Here is a 23,201-nt window from a genome sequence, read left to right as displayed (position 1 = left end):
AAACCCGCTCCTACAGGTACTGCACCGCTTTCAAGGGTGGTGGTGTACCTGTGGGAGCGGGTTTACCCGCGAATGGGCCATGGAAAATTCTTGGCCCGGGAGGCAGCAATGCGTTGGGGGACCTACTTCGCCGTACTGGCATCAGTGCTCAGTGTCGGCCTGGCGCTGGGCGTGAGCATGCCCCTGGTATCTCTGCGTCTGGAAGCCTGGGGCTATGGCAGTTTCGCCATCGGCGTGATGGCCGCGATGCCTGCGCTGGGGGTACTGGCGGGTGCCAGCCTGGCCAGCCGCCTGGCCGGCTGGGTCGGCTTACCTGCGGCCATGCGCATCTGCCTGTGGGGCGGTGCGTTGTCCATCGGCCTGGTCGCGCTATTGCCCAGCTACCCGCTGTGGTTGCTGTTGCGGCTGATGATCGGCATGTCCTTGACCGTGGTGTTTATCCTGGGTGAGAGCTGGATCAACCAGCTGGTGGTCGAGCAATGGCGCGGCCGCCTGGTGGCGCTGTACGGTAGCAGCTACGCCTTGAGCCAGCTGGCCGGGCCGCTGGTGCTGGGCGTACTCGGTTCGGCTGACGATTTTGGTTTCTGGGCCGCCACCGGCCTGCTGCTGCTCGCGCCGCTGGTACTGTTGGGGCGCGGCGGTGCACCGAGCACCGAAGCCTGCAGTGTCGGCTTCGGCGACCTGTTCAGGTTCTGCCGTCGCTTGCCCGTGATTGCCTGGGCCATCGCCCTGTTTGCCTCGTTCGAGGCAATGATCCTGACGTTGCTGCCGGTGTACTGCCTGCAGCAAGGTTTTACCACTGAAATCGCCTTGTTCATGGTCAGTACCGTGGTGGTCGGCGATGCTGTGCTGCAGTTGCCCATCGGCGCGCTGGCCGATCATATGTCGCGCCGTGCGTTGTTCACCGGCTGTGCGGTAACGCTACTGGTCTCCAGCCTGGCGATCCCGCTGTTGCTGCACACGCCGGTGATATGGCCGCTGTGGGTACTGTTCGGGGCCAGTGCCGGCGGCCTTTTCACCTTGTCGCTGGTGCTGATCGGTGAGCGCTACCGCGACGATGAACTGGTGCGGGCCAATGCTCACGTGGCGCAGTTGTGGGGCATTGGCTGCCTGCTGGGGCCATTGTTGGCCGGGGCAGGCAGCCAGTGGGTCAGCGGGCATGCGTTGCTGTTGCTGATGGCTGCAGGGGCTGCGGGGCTGGTGGTGTTGACCCAGAGGCGCGGGGCGTTTGAGGCTGTGTCTGCCTGAGCGTTTTTGGGGCTGCAAAGCAGCCCCAAAATCGTCGCTACAACATTTTCTCCAGGCCAACCGCCTTGCTGACCCAGGCATTGAACCTGCGCCACATCCCGCCCGGCTCGGAGGTCAGCACATGCTGCTGTCCATTGTCCTCAGTCGCCCACACCAGTCTGCCCCCCTGCAGTTTCACCTGATAGCTCAGCGCCGGCGCCATACCCTGCTGGCTCAGCTCGCGGGTGTATTCGGCCAGTTCCGGGCTGTCCACCAGCACCCCCACTTCGGTATTCCACAGGACCGAACGCGGGTCGAAGTTGAATGAACCGATGAAAGTCTTGCGCCGGTCGAACACGATCGCCTTGGTGTGCAGGCTGGAGTCCGAGCTACCGCGGAAACTCAAGCGCCCCGCGCTGGGGTCGCCCGGCTGGCGGCGCAGCTCATAAAGCTGTACCCCATGTTCGAGCAAGGCTCGGCGATAGGGGGCGTAGCCACCGTGCACGGCCGGCACATCGGTGGCTTCCAATGAGTTGGTCAGGAGCTTTACCGAGACACCTGCGTCGGCACGGCCGGTCAAGTACAGCAGCCCTGGCTCGCCCGGCACGAAATAAGCCGATGTCAGCATCAGTTCGCTGTGCACGTTGGCCAGGTCAGGCGCCAACTGGTGGCTCAGCAGCAACTGCGGGTCCGGCTCGTCATCGGCCAGTACCTTGCTTGGGGCATCCCACAGCGCCTGGGCATGGGCCCAGATCAGCTCGTTGCGCCACACATCCAGGCGCGGCTGCGACTGGTAGGCCATCAACCGATCGTACAAGGCCTTGCGCTGGGTCCTGGCTTCAGCCAGCGAGACTTCCAGGCGATGACGACTGGCACGCAGGTCGTCGGCATCCGGCGCATGCCACAGAAAATCGCTGATAGGTCGGCTGAGCGCGCTGTTCCAGTACTGGTCGAAACTGTGCCCCAGTTGCTCGGCGATAGGGCCGACGCTCAGCAGGTCGATGTCGGTGAAGTTGAGGTTGGGCTCGGCATCGAAATACTCGTCGCCGAGGTTACGGCCGCCGACGATAGCCATGCTGTTGTCCACCAGGAACAGCTTGTTGTGCATGCGGCGGTGCTGGCGCGACAGGTTGAACAGGCGGCCGAAGGCGCGCGTCACCCCGGTGCTGCGGCCCAGGTGCAGTGGGTTGAACACGCGGATCTGGATATTCGGGTGGGCAGCGAGGGTGCCCATGATGGTGTCCAGGCCGTCGCTGGTGGTGTCGTCGAGCAGAATGCGTACGCGCACGCCGCGGTCGGCGGCACGCAGCAGTTCGTGCACCAGGGCGCGGGTGCTGAGGCCGTCGTGCACGATGTAGTACTGCAGGTCGATGCTGGCTTGGGCGTTGCGGATCAATTCGGCGCGGGCGCGAAATGCCTCGTTGCTGTTGGGCAGCAGGCGAAAGCCGGACTGCCCGCCATACGGTGCCGCCTGGCGCAGCACCGAGCGGCCGAACGCGGAGTCGTTGGCGGGCAGGGCCTGGCTGGTTTCGCGTGGGGTACTGACGCTGGCACAGCCGGCAAGGCCGAGCAACAGCATCAGCAACAAAGACAAGGCGCGCTGAGGTCTCAAGGGTGGATCGTCCTGTGCGGCAAGGGCTGTGGAGGTTGGACAGTGGCGGGCGGCGCAAAGTTACGCGTCGGCGCTTTCTTCATCCAGTAGACGAAGGGCGGTTTCACCTACCTTGCGCACGGCAGCCTCGATCTGCGGCGTTGGCCGCGCGGCGAAGTTCATGCGCAGGCAGTGGCGGAACTTGCCCGAGGCCGAGAAGATACTGCCCACCGCCACCTGAACACCTTGCTCCAGTAAAGCGCGGTTCAGCCGCAGCGTGTCGAAATGTTCGGGGAATTCCACCCACAGCATGAAGCCGCCCTGCGGCCGGCTGACCCGGGTACCCGCCGGGAAGTAGCGCGTTACCCAATCGCTCATCAGGTCACGGCCACGCTGGTACTGGCTGCGCATGCGCCGCATGTGGGGCTGGTAGTGCCCGCCGGCGATGAAGTCGGCAATTGCCAGTTGCGGCTGGCTGGCGCTGCTGCCGGTACTGATGTATTTCATGTGCAGCACCCGTTCCAGATAGCGCCCAGGTGCCACCCAGCCCACCCGCAGGCCGGGGGCCAGGGTTTTGGAGAACGAACTGCAGAGCAACACGCGGCCATCGTCGTCGAATGACTTGAGGGTGCGCGGGCGCGGGTAGGTGTAGGCCAGGTCGCCGTACACATCGTCTTCCAGGATCGCCACGTCGTAGCGCTGGGCCAGGCTGAGCAAGGCCTTCTTGCGCGCCTCGGGCATGATGTAGCCGAGTGGGTTGTTACAGCTGGGGGTGATCTGAATGAGCTTGATCGGCCACTGCTCCAGGGCCAGCTCCAGCGCTTCCAGGCTGATGCCGGTGACCGGGTCGGTGGGGATCTCCAGCGCTTTCATGCCCAGGCCCTTGAGGGTTTGCATGGCGCCGTGGAAGCTGGGCGAGTCGACCGCAACGATGTCGCCTGGCTCGCAAACCGCGCGAATGCTGCATGACAGCGCTTCATGGCAGCCGGTGGTGATCACCAGGTCGGCCGGGCCCAGGCGGCAGCCGGAATCGAGCATCAGCCGCGCCACCTGCTCGCGCAGCGCCAGGTTGCCATGGATATTGTCGTAATACAGCCCCGGCATGTCCTGGCGCCGGCTCAACTGGGCGAGGCTGCGCAGCAAAGGCTTGAGGGTTGGGCTGTCGATATCGGGCATGCCGCGGCCGAGTTGCACCACGTCCTTGTGCGGGGTGCTGCGCACCAGCTCGAGTACCTGTTCCCATTGCGAGATGTCCACAGGGCGCTGGGCCGGGCGGCTGACTGCAGGCAGCGCTGGCAGCTGGCGGTGGTCGCTGACGAAATAGCCGGACTTGGGCCTGGGCGAGACCATGCCGCTGTCTTCGAGCATGCGGTAGGCCTGCTGCACGGTGCTCAGGCTGACCCCGTGCTCCACGCTCAGGGCGCGTACCGACGGCAGGCGCTGGCCTGGGCGATACAGGCCCTGCTCGATGCGGGCACCGAGCAGTTCGGCGAGGTTGAGGTAAAGGGTCAAGGCATACTCCTGGGCTACCTGTAGGCAGCGACCGGTACAGTTGCCTGGAAAATACAGCATTCAGTCGGCCGCCAGCCAATGCTGTATGGGAATAATAAGGCTGTTTTGGATCTGTATTGCCGGTATCGCCCTCGCGCATGCTTTCCCTACGGTATCGACTGAACGGGGAGGGTGCGGTGATGGGGGGCATGAGCGATGTGCGCTTGCAGCTGTTGGCCAAGGAACTGGAAACCGAGCAGCAGGCCAAGGTATTCAACGCGCCGCAGGGGTTGGGGCGCTGGGGCCTGATGCTGCACCGCTGGCGTACCCGCAGGGCGCTGTTGCAGTTGACCGATGCCGAGCTGCGCGATGTTGGGCTGAGCTGGGAGCAGGCGCGGCTCGAAGGCCGCAAACCCTTCTGGAAGGACTGACACGATGGTCGCTGGAGGGCCTGTTGTGCCCCAGACTTGAAACTTGCACCGAACCTGTGGGAGCAACTGTCTTGCTCAATTTCAAAAAGCTGGCGCGATCCATGTGGGAGCGGGCTTGCCCGCGAACACGGGCGAAGCCCGTGCCATCCACCACGGGGTTGGCTTGGCGGGCACGCCCGCTCCCACAGGGGGGCTAGTCAGCTTTAGATTTTAAGCAAGACAGTTGCTGCCACCAGGATGGGGCCTTTCAGGCCAGCTCTTTGAGGCGATGCCACAGCATCCCCAGCGCCAGCAGTGGCGAGCGCAGGTGCTGGCCGCCAGGGAAGGTGATGTGCGGCACCTTGTTGAAAAGGTCGAAGCGCCCGCTTTCCTGGCCGCTGATGGCTTCGCCCAGCAGGCGCGCGGCCAGGTGGGTGGCGTTGAGCCCATGGCCCGAGTAGGCCTGGGCGTAATACACGTTCGGCTGGCTGCCCAGCCGGCCGACCTGCGGCAGGCGGTTGGCGCCGATGCCGATCATGCCACCCCACTGGTAATCGATGCGTACGTTGGCCAACTCGGGGAACACCTTGAGCATCTTCGGCCGCATGTAGGCGGCGATGTCCTTCGGGTCTCGGCCCGAGTAGTGGCAGGCGCCGCCGAACAGCAGCCGGTTGTCGGCTGAGAGGCGATAGTAATCCAGGGCTACCCGTTGGTCGCACACTGCCATGTTCTGCGGCAGCAGCCTGCGGGCGCGTTCCTCGCCCAGCGGCTCGGTGGCGATGATGTAGCTGCCCGCTGGCAGCACCTTGCCGCCCAGTTCGCGGTTGAGGTTGTTGTGGTAGGCGTTGCAGCACAGCACCAGGGTCTTGGCGCGCACCCGGCCTTGGGCGGTATGCACTTGCACTGATGTGCCGTAGTCGATGCGGGTAACTTCGGACTGCTCGAACAGCTTTACCCCCAGGCGCGCGGCCACGGCCGCTTCGCCCAGGGCCAGGTTGAGCGGGTGCAGGTGCCCGGAGCCCATGTCGATCAGCCCACCCACATAGCAGTCGGCGCCGACCACGCTGTGGATATCGTCCTTGCCGACCAGGCGCAGCTCGTGTGGGTAGCCGAGGCTACGCAGCTCTTCGGCGTCTTCGGCAAAGCCCAGCAGCTCGGCGGGTTTGTTGGCCAGGTCGCAGTAGCCCCAGGTCAGGTCGCAGGCAATGGCATGCCGCTCGACCCGCTCGCGCACAATCTGCACGGCCTCCAGGCCCATCAGCTTCATGCTGCGCACGCCGTCCTCGCCAATCACCGGCAGAAACTGCTCCAGACCATGGCCGACCCCGCGAATCAGCTGGCCGCCGTTGCGCCCACTGGCGCCCCAGCCGAGTTTGCGCGCTTCCAGCAGGATGACCGAGAAGCCACGCTCGGCCAGCTCGATGGCGGTGTTCAGGCCCGAGTAGCCGCCGCCGATGATGCACACGTCAGCGTTGTGTTCGCCTTGCAGGTAGGCGTGGTCGGGGTGTGGCGCGCTGCTGGCGGCGTAATAGGAGGCTGCGTGCTGCGCGCTGTGGATCATTGGGTAGGTCCTGAGTTGTTATCGGCCAAAAATGGAGGATAAGCTCGGGATCAAGAAGGGGGCAACCAAACGGCCCATTCAGGGGCGTCTGGTGCTCTCAACCGGCAAGGCAAAGGCCTGCGTTGGCTCAGGCGCATCCATAGTGCCGGCACCACGAATGTCGTATAGCTGATGAGCGGTGCGGATTGCGGAAAGTATTCCGCTGTCGGTTTGTGTGGGCAGTTTGTTAAGACTCATGCGTATCAGCGTGTTTGACGCATTGAGGCGGATAGTCGCTGAAAGCGCTGGGTCATTGGCTAGCGACTTTGCCTGAGTAATCTCGGCGAGTGAGTTGACCATTATCAGTTGGCCTTCACGCAGTTCCAGAACCGACTCCCTTGGCTGCGGTGTACTGCTGTATGGCCGTGATCGATTGTTGCTGTTGATGGGCGGCGCATTTTGATCGTACAGGGGGGGAGCTTCCCCCCAGCCAAAGTAGGAAGGAGGAGCTTGTTCATTGTTTGCGGCCCCAAGCGGTTGAGCTGGCACGCCGGGAGGGGTTGGTGAGTAGGGAGGCGGAGTAGCCGGTGTCCGGTGATGGCGGCGGCGCAGGACTTTTGACCTGATCCGGTTCATGAACTCTCCAGTGCACCCCGACGGGTCGGTGTAGTTGATGGGGTCGTTCAAACAATAGGCATAAGCATTGGTCCCACCTTTGAAGAACGGGCTCTGTGAGTCACCGCTAAGGAAGCGCATCAACACAGGGCTATAGCTGCGGCGACCGGCGCCGAGCGGATAGCATCCACTGGCAAGATCCAAACGTTCCCCGGTGAAGCCAATGTTTGTTGAGCAGTTAGCGAAGATATGGCCAAAAGGAGTAAAGCTGAATGGTCGACCCACACCATCCGAGTTTCCCATCAAAGGTGTTTTCCGATGATCAACAGCTTGCAGATTGGTGACTGTGGGCTTAATTTCGGCGAGGGAGAAATCTGATGCCCGGAAGATGCGTTGTGTTTCCCGAGAGCTTTTCAGCACGGTAAGCTTGAGTCCGCTGTAAAAGAACAGAATGTGGTTCTTCATCAGATGGGGCTCGCTTAGCTGAAGGGGGATGTCTCGTCAGTTTGTAGAATGATTAGGCTTACCCACAACTGCCAAAATTAGCAGGTCCACTGCTTCCATCCAGCACAAGCGTTACGCAAATATTCAGCCATGTCCTGCAACCGCCACAAGATCCACTTCCTGCGCGAACTCATCCCTGCCTTCGAGTGCGAACCCGGCTGCCACGACTGCTGCGGCCCGGTCACCACTTCGGCCGAAGAAATGGCCCGCCTGCCGCGCAAGTCCCAGGCCGAGCAGGATGCCGCCCTGGCGCGCCTGGACTGTGTGCACCTGGGCCCCAACGGCTGCACGGTGTATGAAGAACGGCCGATGATCTGCCGCTTGTTCGGCACCACCCCGCGCATGGCCTGCCCCCGTGGCCGGGGCCCTGAGCCGATGATCGACCCTGGCGCCGAGCAGCTCGTTCACCAGTTCATCGCCAGCACCCGCCAGGTGTTGGTCTAGCGTCAGTCCGGAATCGGCAGGCAGAGGCTCTCCTTCACCTCTTCCATCACGATGTAGCTCTTCGACTCGCGCACGTGCGGCAGCTTCAGCAGGATGTCGCCGAGCAGCTTGCGGTACGAGGCCATCTCGGAAATGCGCGCTTTCACCAGGTAGTCGAAGTCACCGGAAACCAGGTGGCATTCCAGCACGTGCGGCAGCTTCAGCACCGCGCGGCGGAACTCTTCGAAGGTGTCACCCGACTTGTAGTCCAGGCTGATTTCCACGAACACCAGCAGGCTACCCTTGAGGTGCTGCGGGTTCAGGCGGGCGTTGTAGCCCATGATGATGCCCTCGCGCTCAAGGCGGCGAACCCGCTCGGTGCAAGGGGTGGTGGACAGCCCGACTTTCTCGCCCAGTTCGGTGAAGGAAATACGCCCGTCATTCTGCAGGATACGCAGAATGTTGCGGTCGATCTTGTCCAGTTCACGCTTGCTCTGGTGCTGGGTTCTCATAGGGGATGCCCCTCCGTGAAAGGCGATTATGCCGAGAATTCTCGCCAATAATAGGCTTTTATATAGTGAATTGCACTGCCCGCGAATTTCTATACTGCGCCCATCCATGCCATTTCCATAAAAGTCTGCGGCGTGCCGCGTGTGAGGGATACAACGATGCGAGTTCTGGTACTTGGTAGCGGTGTGATTGGAACCGCCAGTGCCTACTACCTGGCCCGGCAAGGTTTCGAAGTGACGGTGGTCGACCGCCAGCCGGCGGTGGCCATGGAAACCAGCTTCGCCAACGCCGGCCAGATCTCGCCCGGCTATGCCTCGCCCTGGGCCGCCCCGGGTGTGCCGCTGAAGGCCATCAAATGGCTTATGGAGCGCCATGCACCCTTGGCAATCAAGCTCACCGGAGACGTTGACCAGTACCTGTGGATGGCCCAGATGCTGCGCAACTGCACCGCCAGCCGTTATGCGGTGAACAAGGAGCGCATGGTGCGCCTGTCCGAGTACAGCCGTGACTGCCTCGACGAGCTGCGCGCCGAAACCGGCATCAATTACGAAAACCGCAGCCTGGGCACCACCCAGCTGTTCCGTACCCAGGCCCAGGTCGATGCTGCGGCCAAGGATATCGCCGTGCTTGAGCAGTCTGGCGTACCGTACGAATTGCTGGACCGCGATGGCATTGCCCGCGTCGAGCCGGCCCTGGCCGGTGTGAAAGACATTCTCGCTGGCGCCCTGCGCCTGCCCAACGACCAGACCGGCGACTGCCAGCTGTTCACCACCAAGCTGGCCGACATGGCGCTGAAGCTGGGCGTGGAGTTCCGCTTCGGCCGGGACATCCAGCGCCTGGACTTCGCCGGCGACCGCATCAATGGCGTGTGGATCGACGGCAAGCTGGAAACCGCCGACCGCTATGTGCTGGCGCTGGGCAGCTATTCGCCACACATGCTCAAGCCGCTGGGGATCAAAGCCCCGGTCTATCCGCTGAAGGGCTACTCGCTGACAGTCCCGATCACCAATGGCGACATGGCGCCGACCTCGACCATTCTCGACGAGACCTACAAGGTTGCGATCACCCGTTTCGACAACCGTATCCGCGTTGGCGGCATGGCTGAGATTGCCGGTTTTGACCTGTCGCTCAACCCGCGTCGGCGTGAAACACTGGAGATGATCGTCAACGACCTTTATCCTCGCGGCGGTGATCTGAGCCAGGCTAGTTTCTGGACCGGTCTGCGTCCGGCCACCCCGGACGGTACACCGATTGTCGGTGCCACGGCGTTCCGCAACCTGTTCCTCAATACCGGTCACGGCACCCTGGGCTGGACCATGGCGTGCGGCTCCGGGCGCCTGCTGGCAGACCTGATCGCGCGCAAGAAGCCGCAGATCAGCGCCGAGGGCCTGGACATTTCCCGGTATGGCAACAGCCGGGAAGTGGCCAAGCACGGGCATGCTGCGCCGGCTCACCAGCAGTAAGGTCGCCTGTACCGGCCTCATCGCCGGCAAGCCAGCTCCCACAGGACCTCCGCAGTTCTCAGGCCCTGTGAGAGTCCTGTGGGAGCTGGCTTGCCGGCGATGAATCCAACACCGATTTCAACCCGAACCACCATAAGGCACCCGCCATGCGACCCGCCCGCGCTCTGATCGACCTCCAGGCCGATGCCTCCCACAGGATCTCCACAGTTCTCAGGCCCTGCGAGAGTCCTGTGGGAGCTGGCTTGCCGGCGAAAAATCCAACACCGATTTCTAATTGAACCACCATAAGGCAGCCGCCATGCGTCCCGCCCGCGCCCTGATCGACCTCCAAGCCCTGCGCCACAACTACCGTCTGGCCCGTGAACTGACCGGTGCCAAAGCCCTTGCCGTGATCAAGGCCGATGCCTACGGCCACGGTGCCGTGCGCTGTGCCCTGGCCCTGGAGGCCGAAGCCGATGGCTTTGCCGTGGCCTGTATCGAAGAGGCGCTGGAACTGCGCGGTGCCGGTATCAAGGCCCCGGTGCTGCTGCTGGAAGGCTTTTTCGAAGCCAGCGAGCTGGCAATGATCGCCGAGCACGATCTGTGGTGCGTGGTGCACTCGCTGTGGCAACTGGAGGCGATCGAGAAGGCGCAACTGCGCAAGCCGCTAAGTGTCTGGCTGAAGCTGGACAGCGGCATGCACCGGGTGGGCTTGCACCCCAAGGATTACCACGAGGCCTACCAGCGCCTGCTGGCCAGTGGCAAGGTCGCGCGGATTGTACTGATGAGCCACTTCGCCCGTGCCGACGAACTGGATGCTGAAGCCACCGCGCAGCAGATCGCCGTGTTCGAAGCTGCACGCCAGGGCCTTGCCGCCGAGTGCAGCCTGCGCAACTCCCCCGGCGTGCTGGGCTGGCCGCAAGCGCCCAGCGACTGGGTGCGCCCAGGCCTCATGCTGTATGGCGCCACGCCCTTCGAGGTGGCCCAGGCCGAAGCTGCGCGCCTGCAGCCGGTGATGACCCTGCAATCGCGGGTGATCAGCGTGCGTGAGTTGCCCGCCGGCCAACCGGTGGGCTACGGTGCCAAGTTCGTCAGCCCGCGGCCGACCCGTGTTGGCGTGGTGGCCATGGGGTACGCCGATGGCTACCCGCGCCAGGCGCCCAATGGCACGCCGGTGCTGGTTGCTGGCAAGCGCGCCCCGTTGATCGGCCGGGTGTCGATGGACATGCTCAGCATCGACCTCACCGATGTGCCCGACGCCACGGTGGGTAGCCCGGTCGAACTGTGGGGCAAGCAGGTACTGGCCAGTGAAGTGGCGGCACAGGCTGGCACCATTCCTTACCAGATCTTCTGCAACCTGAAACGGGTCCCCCTGGACTATGTCGGCGAATGACACGCTGATGCGGACAGGTTGAGGGCGGTGTGTTGTAAATACTGAACGGCATTGCCATGATATCGTTCACATCCACCCCCCCTTTCTACCGTTTCAGGAGGCTCCAGCTTTGGACGTCGGCGAACGACTGCAAGCCATCCGCAAGCTCAAGGGCCTGTCCCAGCGCGAACTCGCCAAGCGCGCCGGGGTGACCAACAGCACCATCTCGATGATCGAGAAGAACAGCGTAAGCCCCTCCATCAGCTCGTTGCGCAAGGTGCTGAGCGGCATTCCCATGTCCATGGTCGAATTCTTTTCGGTCGAACTGGAGGCGCAGAGCCCTGCGCAAATCGTCTACAAAGCCCACGAGCTGATCGATATCTCGGACGGTGCGGTAACCATGAAGCTGGTCGGCAAGTCGCACCCCAACCGCGCCATTGCCTTCCTGACCGAGGTCTACCCGCCGGGCGCCGACACCGGTGCCGAAATGCTGACCCATGACGGTGAGGAAACCGGCATTCTGCTCGAAGGCCGCCTTGAGCTGGTGGTCGGCAACGAGGTCTTCATCCTCGAGGAAGGCGACAGCTACTACTTCGAAAGCACCCGCCCGCACCGCTTTCGCAACCCGTTCGACCAGCCTGCACGGCTGATCAGTGCCGCTACGCCCTCAAACTTTTGATCCAGCGCAGTGCATTGATTCGGCAATACCCCTTTCCCGTGTAGGGTCGTTTCACCGCCTTCAGGTTGCCGCTATACTTTTCAGCGCTCGCTGTTTCGTGGCCGCGGGCGTGATTAGCCACCATGAGGGTGTTCGCGTGAACCAAATCAAGAAGATGCTGGCCGTACCAGCAGCCGTATTCGCCCTCTGGGCAATGAGCGCAACCGCTGCGACCAATGACGACATTGCCAAGCGCCTGGAACCCGTTGGCCAGGTCTGTGTGCAGGGCCAGGAGTGCAAAGGCATGGAAGTGGCGGCGACCGCGGGTGGCGGTGGTGCCAAGACCCCGGACGAGATCATTGCCAAGCACTGCAATGCCTGCCATGGCAGCGGCCTGCTCGGCGCGCCCAAGGTGGGTGATACCGCGGCCTGGAAGGAGCGAGCCGACCACCAGGGCGGCCTGGATGGCATCCTGGCCAAGGCCATTACCGGCATCAACGCCATGCCACCGAAAGGTACATGCGCGGACTGCTCGGACGACGACCTGAAAGGGGCGATCAAGAAGATGTCCGGGCTGTGAGCTGCAGCTGTATTTCACCAGGCCCGCCATTGATGGCGGGCTTTGTTTTTGTGGCGTCTTTACCGGCCCGCTCGCGGCAACCAATCAACGCCGTGACGACATTGAGACAGATTCTGTACAACTAGCTTTTCTACCAGTTGTATCTACGGATTTTCCGCCGAATACTGGAGCATCTTAAGGTGGTGGGTATGGAGCAATGGATTCGGTTCCAGAGGGCGGAAACTGTTCGGAACAAAACACCGCCAGTCTAAGGCAATCGGCAAGGCTGATTACCGGCAGCTCTCATCAAGGTCTGGGGTATACGCCTTACGGCTACCAAACGACCACCCCGAGTCTGCTCGGCTTCAATGGTGACCGCCTGGATCCTGCTTCCGGTCACTATCCACTGGGCAATGGCCATCGATCATTCAGCACATCATTGATGCGGTTCATTAGCCCGGACAGGATGAGTCCCTTCGCAACTGGCGGATTGAATTCGTACGCGTACTGCCTTGGAGATCCCATAAACCGACATGATCCCAGTGGTGAAAATTCGGTTGCTAGGTCTTTCGTTAAACTCTACAGACGTCTCAGCCCCAAAAAACTGAACTTGCCTCCCATTGTAAACCAGCTCGCATCAGCGGAGACCGAAGCGCATTTCATTAGTTACCGCAATATACCAGATGAATACAGAATCAACGTTGTCAATAAAACTGACAGAGTGCCAGATGATTATGATTTGATTGGCTTTCATGGTAGCCAGAATAAGCATAAGCAGTCGTTGGAGGCTGGGGTGAATGCAAGCCTTTTGAAGCGCGATCTTTTAGGCAAAGGGCTCTATGCATCGACAAATTATAGGCACGCTAACAAGTATGCTGGAAAGGATGGACGGATTTTTGCGGTGTACGGAAGAGGAGTTGAGCGGTGGAGAGTGGGCGTGCAATTTGATCGTCCGAGTCCTGACATTCTGCTGATTAGGCCGCCTACGTTCAGCAATATTATTGTGCGGTCAGAAGTTAGAATGCCGCTTAGGCTTCTCCATCAACTCAACGGCGACACATTCTGACTAGCAAGTTTGGCCAATCGGACCCTGAGACCTTTGTGCTGCATGGAAATGCGACGTTTGTGAGGTGGTGCCTAGCCGATAAAGGCCCGGCAACCAACCTTCAGAATCCATGTCCAACTCCTGAACCCATGGATGTTTCAGGAGGCCCAGATGCACCTCTGCTCCATCGACCAGGCTGTCGAGCAGGTCTTGTCCCGGCTGCCAGCCCATATCCACATGGGCCTGCCGCTGGGCCTGGGCAAGCCCAACGCCTTCGTCAACGCCCTCTACGCCCGCGTGCGCGAACTGCCCGAACGGCGGCTGACCATCTACACCGCCCTGTCCCTGGGCCGGCCGGCACTGGGCGACGGGTTGCAGCGGCGCTTTCTGGAGCCTTTCGTCGAGCGCGTGTTCGCCGACTACGAAGAACTCACCTACCTCAACGACCTGCGCAACGACACATTGCCCGCCAACATCCGCGTCGAGCAGTTCTTCATGCAGCCGGGCAGCTTGCTGCACAGCGAATCGGCGCAGCAGGACTACGTCAGCAGCAATTACAGCCACGCCGCGCGGGATATCAACGCCAAGGGCCTGAACCTGATCGCCCAACTGGTGGCTGCCACGCCCGAAAAGCCCGTGCACCTGAGCCTGGCCTGCAACCCCGACATCACCCTCGACCTGCTGCCCATGGTCGCCAAACGCCGCGCTGCCGGTGAAACCATCCTCATGCTGGGGCAGGTGCACGCCGAGCTGCCTTACATGCCTGGCGATGCCGAGCTGCCGATCGACGCGTTCGACCTGTTGCTCGACGAGGCCGAACAACGCCGGCTGTTTTCCACACCGAACATGCCGGTCGGCATTCAGGACCACTGCATTGGCCTGCATGCCAGCAGCCTGGTGCGCGACGGCGGCACGCTGCAGATCGGTATTGGTGCCATGGGCGATGCGGTCGCCGCGGCATTGCTGGCGCGCCAGGGCGACAACGCCGGCTACCGCGCGGTGCTTGATGCACTCGATGTCGGCCCCTGGCAGGCGCTGATCGAACGGGAAGGGGGGCTGGATACCTTCGCTCAAGGCCTCTACGGCTGCAGTGAGATGTTCGTCAACGGCCTGCTGGTGCTGGCCGAGGCAGGCTTGTTGCGACGCCCGGCGGATGAGCAGGGCGCGTTGTTGCACGGTGGCTTCTTCCTTGGCCCGCAGGCGTTCTATCAGCGCTTGCGCGAGATGCCGCTGGAGCAGCGTGCACAGTTCGTCATGACCCGTATCAGCTTCATCAACGAACTCTACGGGCAAGAGGAACTCAAGCGCCGCCAGCGCCGCGATGCGCGCTTCATCAACACCGCATTCGGCATGACCCTGCTGGGTGCCGGGGTGGCCGACCAGCTGGAAGATGGCCGAGTGCTCAGTGGTGTCGGTGGGCAATACAACTTCGTTGCCCAAGGCCATGCGCTGGAGGGTGGGCGCTCGATCCTGCTGTTGCGCAGTTGGCGTGAGGCGGGCGGCGAGGTGACGTCGAACATTTTCTGGGCGTACGGCCACTGCACCATCCCCCGACACCTGCGCGATATCGTGGTGACCGAATACGGCATCGCCGACCTGCGTGGGCAGACCGACAGCGAAGTGATTGCACGGTTGCTGGCGGTAAGCGATTCACGGTTCCAGCAGGGGCTGATCGAGCAGGCCAAGAGTGCCGGCAAGCTGCACAAGGGCTTTGAGCTGGACGCGCGCTTTGCCGACAACACCCCGCAACGCCTTGAGGCGGTAAGGGCGCAGCATGCACGGTTGTTCCCCGAGTATCCGCTGGGTACGGACTTCACTGCCGAAGAGCAGGACCTGTTGCGGGCGCTGAACTGGTTGAAGAGCAAGTTCAAGTTGAGCGAGGTGCTGGAGCTGGGCAAGGCCGCGCTGGATGCGCCGGGGCCGGAGGGGTATGAGCAGCATCTGGAGCGGATGGGGCTGGATGCTCCGCAGGGGTTGAAGGAAGAACTTTATCAGCGGCTGTTGCTGGCGGGGTTGGCGGCTACCTGATGAATTGCCGGGGCTGCTTTGCAGCCCATCGCCGGCAAGCCAGCTCCCACAGGGATCGGCTTAGGGCTGACAGGTGTTTGCCACAAGGTATGCAGCGCCTGTTAGAGCGAGCGCCGCCCGCGCGGCGCATCGCGAGCTGCGCTCGCTCCTACGTTTGTTTCGGGCCAGTAACGCCTGTGACAGGCGCGCGCGGTCGCCTTGTTTGTACGGCGCGATATTGAGGCATGCACCAAGGCGTTCGCGCGCAAATCCCACAGGAATAATTGGCCCGAAACAAACGTAGGAGCGAGCGCAGCTCGCGATGCGCCGCGCGGGCGGCGCTCGATCTCACAGGCGCTGAAGATGCTCCGGCTACCCTTGCCAGGAACCATAGAATCTCCCACAGGTACTGCACAAGGCTTGGGGCCTGTGAGGTCCATGTGGGAGCTGGCTTGCCGGCGATGAGGCCGGTACAGGCTTACTCGATGAAAGTGACCACACCACCTTCCAGCGACTTCACCCGGGCCAGCGATTCAACGCGGTAGCCCTGGCTGTCCAGTTCGGCGCGGCCGCCCTGGAACGACTTCTCGATGACGATACCCAGGCCGGCCACGGTGGCGCCGGCCTGCTTGATGATCGAGATCAGTGCCTGCGACGCCTTGCCGTTGGCCAGGAAGTCGTCGATCACCAGCACGCGGTCGCTGCTGTTGAGGTGGCGCGGCGAGATGGCCACGGTGTTCTCGGTCTGCTTGGTGAAGGAATACACCGAGGCGGTCAGCAGGTTTTCGGTCAGGGTCAGCGACTGGTGCTTGCGGGCGAAGATCACCGGTACGCCCAGCTTCAGGCCGGTCATCACTGCCGGGGCAATACCCGAGGCTTCGATGGTGACGATCTTGGTCACGCCAGCATCGGCGAACAGGCGGGCGAACTCGTCACCGATCAGCTGCATCAGCGCCGGGTCGATCTGGTGGTTGAGAAACGCGTCCACTTTGAGGACCTGATCGGAAAGCACGATGCCTTCTTCGCGAATCTTCTGATGCAGTGCTTCCACTGTGATTTCCTCGATGTAACAAAGGTGGCCGCTGGAGGCGGCAATATTAAAGAGTAATGGTTGATCAGCGTTTGAGCATTGCCCGGATGTCGGCCAGGGCGTTGTTGCCGCGTGCCGCCTTCACCTCGACCGGGGCGTCGTCCAGACCTTCCCAGGCCAGGTCGTCGGGTGGCAATTCGTCGAGGAACCGGCTGGGCGTACAGTCGATGATTTCACCGTACTGTTTGCGCTTGGCGGCGAAGGTAAAGGCCAGGGTCTGGCGGGCGCGGGTGATGCCCACATAGGCCAGGCGGCGCTCTTCTTCGATGGTGTCGGCCTCGATGCTGGAGCGGTGCGGGAGGATTTCCTCTTCCATGCCCATGATGAACACGTAAGGGAACTCCAGGCCTTTGGAGGCATGCAGGGTCATCATCTGCACCCCTTCGGCGTTCTCTTCTTCTTCCTGCTGGCGCTCGAGCATGTCGCGCAGCACCAGCTTGCCGATGGCGTCCTCGATGGTCATGTCACCCTCTTCATCCTTTTCGAGGGTGTTTTTCAGTGCGTCCACCAGGAACCAGACGTTGCTGATGCGGAAATCGGCGGCCTTGTCGCTGGCGGTCTGCTGGCGGATCCAGTTTTCGTAGTCGATGTCGCGGATCATCTCGTGCAGCGCGGCAATCGGGTCTTCCAGGGCGACCTTCTGGCGTACCCCGTCCAGCCAGTGCTTGAAGCGCTGCAAACGCTCGGTATAGCGGGCGTCCAGGTGTTCACCCAGGCCCAGCTCGTCGCTGGCGGCGTACATGGAAATGCCGCGCTCGGTGGAATAGTTGCCGAGCTTTTCCAGGGTGGTGGAGCCGATCTCGCGGCGCGGCACGTTGATCACCCGCAGGTAGGCGTTGTCGTCGTCCGGGTTCACCAGCAGGCGCAGGTAGGCCATCAGGTCCTTGACCTCCTGGCGGCCGAAGAAGCTGTTGCCGCCCGACAGGCGATACGGCACCTGGTGGTGCTGCAGTTTCAGCTCGATCAGCTTGGCCTGGTAGTTGCCGCGGTAGAGGATGGCAAAGTCGCTGTACGGGCGGTTGGTGCGCAGGTGCAAGGTGAGGATCTCCATGGCCACCCGTTCGGCCTCGGCTTCCTCGTTCTTGCAGCGGATCACGCGGATCTCGTCGCCTACACCCATCTCGCTCCACAGCTGTTTTTCGAACGCGTGCGGGTTGTTGGCGATCAGCACGTTGGCACAGCGCAGGATCCGGCTGGTGGAGCGGTAGTTCTGTTCGAGCATGACGATCTTCAGGGAGGGGTAGTCCTCCTTGAGCAGCATCAGGTTCTCGGGGCGGGCACCGCGCCAGGCATAGATGGACTGGTCGTCGTCGCCCACCACGGTGAACTGGTTGCGCATGCCGATCAGCATCTTCACCAGCAGGTACTGGCTGGCATTGGTGTCCTGGTACTCGTCCACCAGCAGGTAGCGCACGCGGTTCTGCCAGCGCTCCAGCACCTCGGGGTGTTCCTGGAACAGCTTCACCGGCTGCAGGATCAGGTCGTCGAAGTCCACTGCGTTGAACGCCTTGAGCGTGCGTTGGTAGTGGGTGTAGACGATGGCGGCGGTCTGCTCGCGCGGGTTGCGCGCCTTTTCCAGGGCTTCTGGCGGCAGGATCAGGTCGTTCTTCCAGGCACCGATCATGTTCTTGATCTCGTCGATGCCGTCGTCGCCTGAGTATTCCTTCTGCATGATGTCCGACAGCAACGCCTTGATGTCGGACTCGTCGAAGATCGAGAAGCCCGGCTTGTAGCCCAGCCGCTCGTGTTCCTTGCGGATGATGTTCAGGCCCAGGTTGTGGAAGGTACACACCGTCAGGCCGCGACCTTCCCCCGGGCGCAGCAAGGTGCCAACCCGCTCCTTCATCTCGCGCGCGGCCTTGTTGGTAAAGGTCATCGCCACGATGTACTGGGCACGAATGCCGCAGTTCTGGATCAGGTGGGCAATCTTGCGCGTGATCACGCTGGTCTTGCCCGAGCCTGCACCGGCGAGCACCAAAAGAGGGCCGCCGACATAGTCACGGGCTTCCTGCTGCCGGGGATTGAGTCGGGACATGCTAGAAACCGGGGGTCGCCAGAAAATAGCCGCGCATTCTAACAGGCATGGGGCCGTTGTGGCGTGACCGTCTGACGTCTGAGTCAGACTTTTATTGGCGCCCTGTATTAGTCAGGCTAATGCCAGGCACTGGAAAAATCGTATTTGCCGAACGGGCCTGATTTCGCGCAGGATGCACGACAAAATACGTCGGGTCGCCGCAGAGTCCGGTGTATGTATAAAATTGAAAATCATTTTCATCAATGCAGTAGCATATTCATCTTCTCTCGTTGTGCCGTGAAGCCCTAAGGAGCCCGCTTGTCCACGCCTGTCGAACCTCTGCGTTTGCTGCTGTTGGCTGATGAGCCGGAATGGGCCGTGCTGCTGCGCGAGTCCGTGCAGGGGTTGGGCGGCACTGCAGTGCTGTTGACGGCGCCTGACTGGGAGGCCGTCGACAGCCTTTTCAGCCATGACCGGCAAGCCGTGGTCCTGGCGACTGCGGCACTGCAACCAGCGCCGGGGCGCTGTGAGCTGCCGACCATCCTGCTGCTGGACGACGAGCCCGCGGTGGCCCCCAGCGGCGTCAGCGACTGGCTGGTGCGCCAACAGCTCAGCACCGATAGCCTGCGCCGCTCGCTGCGGCATGTGCGCGAACGCGGTGTGCTGGTGGCCACCTTGCAGCGCCTTGCCGAGCAAGACCCACTGACCGGTATCGCCAACCGCCAGGGCTTCCAGGCCTTGCTCACGGCACGGCTGGCTGAAAACGAAGGCCGGGGCGTTGCCCTCGGCCACCTCGACCTGGACAACTTCCGCCACGTCAACGACGCCCTTGGCCACCAGAGCGGTGACCGCCTGATTCTGCAGGTTGTGGCCCGGTTGAAACACCAACTGGAGGCAGGGGACCAGTTGGCGCGCCTGGGCAGCGACGAATTCGCGCTGCTGATCGACACGCGCCGCGACCCGAACCGGGCCGAATGGATTGCCGAACGCATCGTCGAGGCCCTGGCCGAGCCCTATTGGATCGATGGCGAAAGCTTGCTGTTGGGCTGCAGCCTGGGCCTGGCGCATGCCCGTGCCCAGGGCGGCGCCGACCCGCTGATGTGGCACGCGCACATCGCCATGCGCCAGGCCAAGGGTAGCCAGGGCTGCACCTTCCATGTGTTCAACGAGCGCATCAACCGTAATGCCCGCAGCCTGGCCGACCTGGAAAGCGAACTGCGCCGCGCCCTGCGCCGGAATGAACTGGAACTGCACTATCAACCCCGGCTGAACCTGGCCGATGGGCGCATCGTGGGGCTCGAGGCGCTGGTGCGCTGGCGGCACTCGGACCGGGGGCTGCTACCGCCCTGCGAGTTCGTGCCGCTGGCGGAGCAAAGCGGCCTGATCGTGCCATTGGGCTACTGGGTGATTTCCCGTGCGCTGCGCGACATGCAGGCGTTGTGCGAACGCGGCCTGGAGCCGCTGCACATGGCGGTCAACCTGAGCTTCCGCCAGTTCCAGGATAGCCAGCTGCTGGCCACCTTGAGCCGGCTGATCCTCGAGCACGGGGTGGATGCTCGCTGGCTGGAATTCGAACTGACCGAAACGGCGGTCATGCGCCGCAACGAGCTGGTACGCCAGACCATGGATGCGCTGGGCCGGCTGGGCGTGCGCTTCTCGCTGGATGACTTTGGCACCGGTTTTTCGTCGTTCGTCCACCTGAACAGCCTGCCGATCACCTTGCTCAAGGTGGACCGCAGTTTCGTGGCCGAGATGGAAATGCGCGAGGAAAACCGCAAGCTGGTGCACGCCATGATCAACCTGGCGCACAACCTTAACCTTGAGGTGGTGGCTGAAGGGGTGGAGAGTGATGAGCAACTGGAGCTGCTGCGCGGGTTTGGTTGTGACCAGGTGCAAGGTTTTCTGGTCAGCAAGCCACTGCCGGTGGGGGAGTTGATGGAGTTTTTGCTGCAGGCGCCTGACCGTCAGTTGGGGGTTGTCCTTTAGGGCCCTTCCGCGGGCACGCCCACTCCCACAGGGGCCGCGCCCTGTACCTGTGGGAGCGGGCGTGCCCGCGAATAGGCCCTGAAGTCAGGCCGAGGCGGTAGCTTCTCCACCAATCCCAGCTTTGCGCAACAACCGCTTCATCCGCCACTCAAAACCAAAGGTCAGCGCCACCGCCGCGCACGCCAGCCCCAGCGCCAACCCCCACCAGATCCCGACCGCCCCGCCGCCCAGGTTGAACGCGAACAGCCAGGCGCTCGGCGCCCCTACCAGCCAATAGCAGCACAGCCCGATCAGGAAGGTGGTCTTGGCATCTTTCAGGCCGCGTATGGAGCCCATGGCGATGGTCTGCATGCCATCGAACAACTCGAACCAGGCGGCCACCATCAACAAGTGCACCGCCAGTTGGTAGATGGCGGCAAAGCCCGGGTCATTACGGTCTATGAACAGGCTCACCAGCGCCTCGGGCAACAGCAAAAACAGCGCGGCAAAGGCAAACATCACGGTTGCCCCGAAGCCGATGCCCACGCGCCCCGCGCTGCGCGCCGCCAGCAGGTTGCCGGCGCCGTAGTACAAGCCCACGCGCATGGTTACCGCATAGGAGAGCCCTGTCGGCACCATGAATGCCGTGGACACGATCTGTAGGGCGATCTGGTGGGCCGCCAGTTCGGTGCTGCCCAGCACCCCCATGCACAACGCGGCAAAGGCGAACAGGCCCACTTCCACCATGTAGGTGCCGCCAATCGGCAGGCCCAGCCGCCACAGCTCACGCAGGGCGTGCAGCGATGGGCGCGACAGGCCCTTGCGCAGCGGGTAGGCGGCATAGGCCGGGTGCCAGCGGATGTACAACGACAGGGCAATGGCCATGCCCATCGACACCACCGCAGTGACCAGGCCGATACCCATCAGCCCGAGCCTGGGCAGGCCGAACATGCCCTCGATCAGCGCCACGTTGAGCAGGTAGTTCAGCACCGTGCCGACCAGGCTGATGACCATCACCGGGGTCGAACGGCCAAGGGCACTGGTGAACCCGCGCAAGGCCATGAAGGTCAGGTAACCGGGCAACGCCAGCGGCAGCAGGGTCAGAAACTGGGCAGCCGAGGCCACGTTCTCGGGCTGTTGCCCGAACAGCAGCAGTACCGGCTCAAGGTTCCACAGCACCAGCGCGGCGAACAGCGCCAGGCCCCAGGCCAGCCACAGGCCGTTCTGAGCCAGGCGGGTGGCCCCTTCGATGTCGTTGGCGCCCTTGCGAATCGCCACCAGGGTACCCACTGCGGCGATCACCCCCAGGCAGAAAATCGACACGAAGGAATAGCTGGCGGCACCCAAGCCACCGCCGGCCAAGGCCTGCGGGCTGATGCGGGCCATCATCAGGGTGTCGGTCAGCACCATCAGCATGTGCGCCAGCTGCGAGGCGATCAGCGGCCCGGCCAGGCGCAGTAAAGCCTTGAGTTCTGTAGTGGGCGCGACGTGCATGGGCTGTCCTTGTTCCTGAGGTGATCAACGAAGCGCGATTCTGAGGCTTTGGTCAACTTTGCACAAAAGGATAAAAGCGATGGTTGGCATGAGTTGAACTCATGCCTGCAAGTTTCGGATAATTCGCCTCTGTCCCTAGATTGCAGGTGCCTCATGTCGCGCCAGCTACCTCCGCTGTATGCTTTGCGCGCATTCGAGGCCGCCGCGCGGCTCAGTTCGTTCACCCGCGCGGGCGAAGAGCTGTCGATCACGCAAAGTGCCATCAGCCGGCATATCCGTACCCTGGAAGAGCATTTCGCCTGCCGCCTGTTCGTGCGCAGTGGCCGCAACCTGCAACTGACCGAAGCAGGGCGGGTATTGCTGCCGGGGGTGCGCGAAGGCTTTGCCGCGTTCGCCCGTGCCTGTGAAACCCTGTGTGGTGAAGATGACATCCTGCGCATGAAAGCACCTTCGACCCTGACCATGCGGTGGCTGCTGGCCTGCCTGAGCCGGTTTCGCCACCTGCAACCCGGTAACGAGGTACAACTGACCAGCGCCTGGATGGATGTGGACCATGTGGACTTCAACCAGGAACCGTTCGATTGTGCCGTGTTGCTCAGCGATGGAGTGTTCCCGGCAGACTGGGAGGTACGCAAGCTGTTCCCGGAGTTGTTGATTCCGGTCGGCGCACCGGACCTGCTTGGCGAAAAGCCCTGGGGCGTGTCCCGGCTGGCCGGTATCGAGCTGCTGCACCCCACGGTGGACAAGCGCGACTGGCGTGACTGGCTGCAGCGCATGGGTCTCGCTGGCAAGGTATCGCTCAAGGGTGGGCAGGTTTTCGACACGCTGGAGCTGAGCATGATTGCCGCAGCGCGTGGCTACGGCATCTCCATCGGCGACTTGCTGATGGTGGCCGAGGACGTGGCGCAGAAGCGCCTGAGCCTGCCCTGGCCAACGGCGGTGCCCAGTGGCATGGATTACTACCTGGTGTGGCCGCGTACCCGGCGCGGGGGCGAGCGGTTGCGCCGGTTGAGTGCGTTTCTGGAACAGGAGGTAGCGGCCATGGATCTCCCGGATGTGGAAATTCTCCCGCCCCTTTGATGGCTTGCACTGGCCTTGTCGCCGGCAAGCCAGCTCCCACAGGGGTCGCCTTAGGGCTGACAGGTGTTTGCCACAAGGTATGGCAGCGCCTGTTAGAGCGAGCGCCGCCCGCGCGGCGCAATCGCGAGCTGCGCTCGCTCCTACGTTTGTTTCGGGCCAATTAT

General features: G+C 62.6%; 19 protein-coding genes. 11 read left to right on the top strand and 8 right to left on the bottom strand.

Annotated features, from left to right (window positions below):
- Positions 1–108 precede the first annotated feature (108 nt).
- Complete coding sequence (locus tag DMX12_RS21530; protein ID WP_009682919.1) at positions 109–1,248, top strand: MFS transporter; 1,140 nt, start codon at positions 109–111, stop codon at positions 1,246–1,248.
- A gap of 37 nt (positions 1,249–1,285) precedes the next feature.
- Here the strand turns inward: DMX12_RS21530 and DMX12_RS21525 are convergent, their stop codons facing one another.
- Together DMX12_RS21525 and DMX12_RS21520 are read right to left on the bottom strand one after the other, a co-directional pair.
- Positions 1,286–2,839 (bottom strand): phospholipase D family protein, encoded by a 1,554-nt coding sequence (locus DMX12_RS21525; RefSeq protein ID WP_110679414.1) that lies wholly within the window; start codon positions 2,837–2,839, stop codon positions 1,286–1,288.
- Positions 2,840–2,899: 60 nt separating this feature from the next.
- Entirely contained in the window at positions 2,900–4,330 is a 1,431-nt protein-coding gene (locus tag DMX12_RS21520; RefSeq protein WP_161893043.1) for a PLP-dependent aminotransferase family protein, read from the bottom strand.
- A gap of 179 nt (positions 4,331–4,509) precedes the next feature.
- Here DMX12_RS21520 and DMX12_RS21515 point away from each other — a divergent pair, with 179 nt between their 5' ends.
- A complete protein-coding gene (locus DMX12_RS21515; protein WP_029885735.1) occupies positions 4,510–4,740 on the top strand; it encodes a DUF1127 domain-containing protein in 231 nt (76 codons plus the stop codon).
- Positions 4,741–4,987: 247 nt separating this feature from the next.
- Here the strand turns inward: DMX12_RS21515 and DMX12_RS21505 are convergent, their stop codons facing one another.
- Positions 4,988–6,280: an FAD-binding oxidoreductase gene (locus DMX12_RS21505; protein ID WP_110679412.1), complete on the bottom strand. Its 1,293-nt coding sequence runs from the start codon at positions 6,278–6,280 to the stop codon at positions 4,988–4,990.
- A gap of 78 nt (positions 6,281–6,358) precedes the next feature.
- Entirely contained in the window at positions 6,359–7,339 is a 981-nt protein-coding gene (locus DMX12_RS21500) for an RHS repeat-associated core domain-containing protein (RefSeq protein WP_110679411.1), read from the bottom strand.
- A 129-nt stretch (positions 7,340–7,468) separates the two neighbouring features.
- Between DMX12_RS21500 and DMX12_RS21495 the strand changes: the two genes are divergently transcribed.
- On the top strand, positions 7,469–7,822 hold the full coding sequence (locus DMX12_RS21495) for a YkgJ family cysteine cluster protein (protein WP_009682925.1): 354 nt from the start codon (positions 7,469–7,471) through the stop codon (positions 7,820–7,822).
- Between the two features lie 2 nt (positions 7,823–7,824).
- Here DMX12_RS21495 and dadR read toward each other — a convergent pair whose 3' ends face one another.
- Entirely contained in the window at positions 7,825–8,313 is a 489-nt protein-coding gene (gene dadR, locus DMX12_RS21490) for a transcriptional regulator DadR (RefSeq protein WP_003258963.1), read from the bottom strand.
- A gap of 69 nt (positions 8,314–8,382) precedes the next feature.
- On the opposite strand from dadR, the gene dadA reads away from it, so the two are divergent.
- The 6 genes from dadA (at position 8,383) to DMX12_RS21455 (ending at position 15,415) form a co-directional block, all read left to right on the top strand.
- Complete coding sequence (gene dadA / locus DMX12_RS21485; RefSeq protein ID WP_346268016.1) at positions 8,383–9,774, top strand: D-amino acid dehydrogenase; 1,392 nt, start codon at positions 8,383–8,385, stop codon at positions 9,772–9,774.
- Between the two features lie 298 nt (positions 9,775–10,072).
- A complete protein-coding gene (gene alr, locus DMX12_RS21475) occupies positions 10,073–11,146 on the top strand; it encodes an alanine racemase (RefSeq protein ID WP_110679408.1) in 1,074 nt (357 codons plus the stop codon).
- A 109-nt stretch (positions 11,147–11,255) separates the two neighbouring features.
- On the top strand, positions 11,256–11,804 hold the full coding sequence (locus DMX12_RS21470) for a cupin domain-containing protein (protein ID WP_110679407.1): 549 nt from the start codon (positions 11,256–11,258) through the stop codon (positions 11,802–11,804).
- A gap of 154 nt (positions 11,805–11,958) precedes the next feature.
- Positions 11,959–12,363, top strand: coding sequence for a cytochrome c5 family protein (locus tag DMX12_RS21465; protein WP_033690433.1), 405 nt, complete (start codon positions 11,959–11,961; stop codon positions 12,361–12,363).
- A gap of 196 nt (positions 12,364–12,559) precedes the next feature.
- Positions 12,560–13,408: an RHS repeat-associated core domain-containing protein gene (locus tag DMX12_RS21460; RefSeq protein WP_110679406.1), complete on the top strand. Its 849-nt coding sequence runs from the start codon at positions 12,560–12,562 to the stop codon at positions 13,406–13,408.
- Positions 13,409–13,558: 150 nt separating this feature from the next.
- Positions 13,559–15,415: an acetyl-CoA hydrolase/transferase C-terminal domain-containing protein gene (locus DMX12_RS21455; protein ID WP_110679405.1), complete on the top strand. Its 1,857-nt coding sequence runs from the start codon at positions 13,559–13,561 to the stop codon at positions 15,413–15,415.
- 457 nt (positions 15,416–15,872) lie between these two features.
- Here DMX12_RS21455 and DMX12_RS21450 read toward each other — a convergent pair whose 3' ends face one another.
- A complete protein-coding gene (locus DMX12_RS21450; RefSeq protein WP_009683322.1) occupies positions 15,873–16,445 on the bottom strand; it encodes a xanthine phosphoribosyltransferase in 573 nt (190 codons plus the stop codon).
- Positions 16,446–16,509: 64 nt separating this feature from the next.
- Positions 16,510–18,519, bottom strand: a complete 2,010-nt coding sequence (gene rep / locus DMX12_RS21445; protein WP_029887601.1) for a DNA helicase Rep — start codon at positions 18,517–18,519, stop codon at positions 16,510–16,512.
- A gap of 405 nt (positions 18,520–18,924) precedes the next feature.
- On the opposite strand from rep, the gene DMX12_RS21440 reads away from it, so the two are divergent.
- On the top strand, positions 18,925–20,484 hold the full coding sequence (locus tag DMX12_RS21440) for a putative bifunctional diguanylate cyclase/phosphodiesterase (RefSeq protein ID WP_371928282.1): 1,560 nt from the start codon (positions 18,925–18,927) through the stop codon (positions 20,482–20,484).
- 84 nt (positions 20,485–20,568) lie between these two features.
- Here DMX12_RS21440 and DMX12_RS21435 read toward each other — a convergent pair whose 3' ends face one another.
- Positions 20,569–21,957, bottom strand: coding sequence for a NorM family multidrug efflux MATE transporter (locus tag DMX12_RS21435; protein ID WP_029887599.1), 1,389 nt, complete (start codon positions 21,955–21,957; stop codon positions 20,569–20,571).
- 153 nt (positions 21,958–22,110) lie between these two features.
- On the opposite strand from DMX12_RS21435, the gene DMX12_RS21430 reads away from it, so the two are divergent.
- A complete protein-coding gene (locus DMX12_RS21430; RefSeq protein ID WP_029887598.1) occupies positions 22,111–23,037 on the top strand; it encodes a LysR substrate-binding domain-containing protein in 927 nt (308 codons plus the stop codon).
- Positions 23,038–23,201 lie beyond the last annotated feature (164 nt).

This window comes from Pseudomonas sp. MB-090624 (assembly GCF_003205245.1).
In the GTDB taxonomy this organism is placed as follows: domain Bacteria; phylum Pseudomonadota; class Gammaproteobacteria; order Pseudomonadales; family Pseudomonadaceae; genus Aquipseudomonas; species Aquipseudomonas juntendi.
Note: the sequence above shows the minus strand (reverse complement) of the source record. Positions and strands in the feature narration are given on the sequence as shown.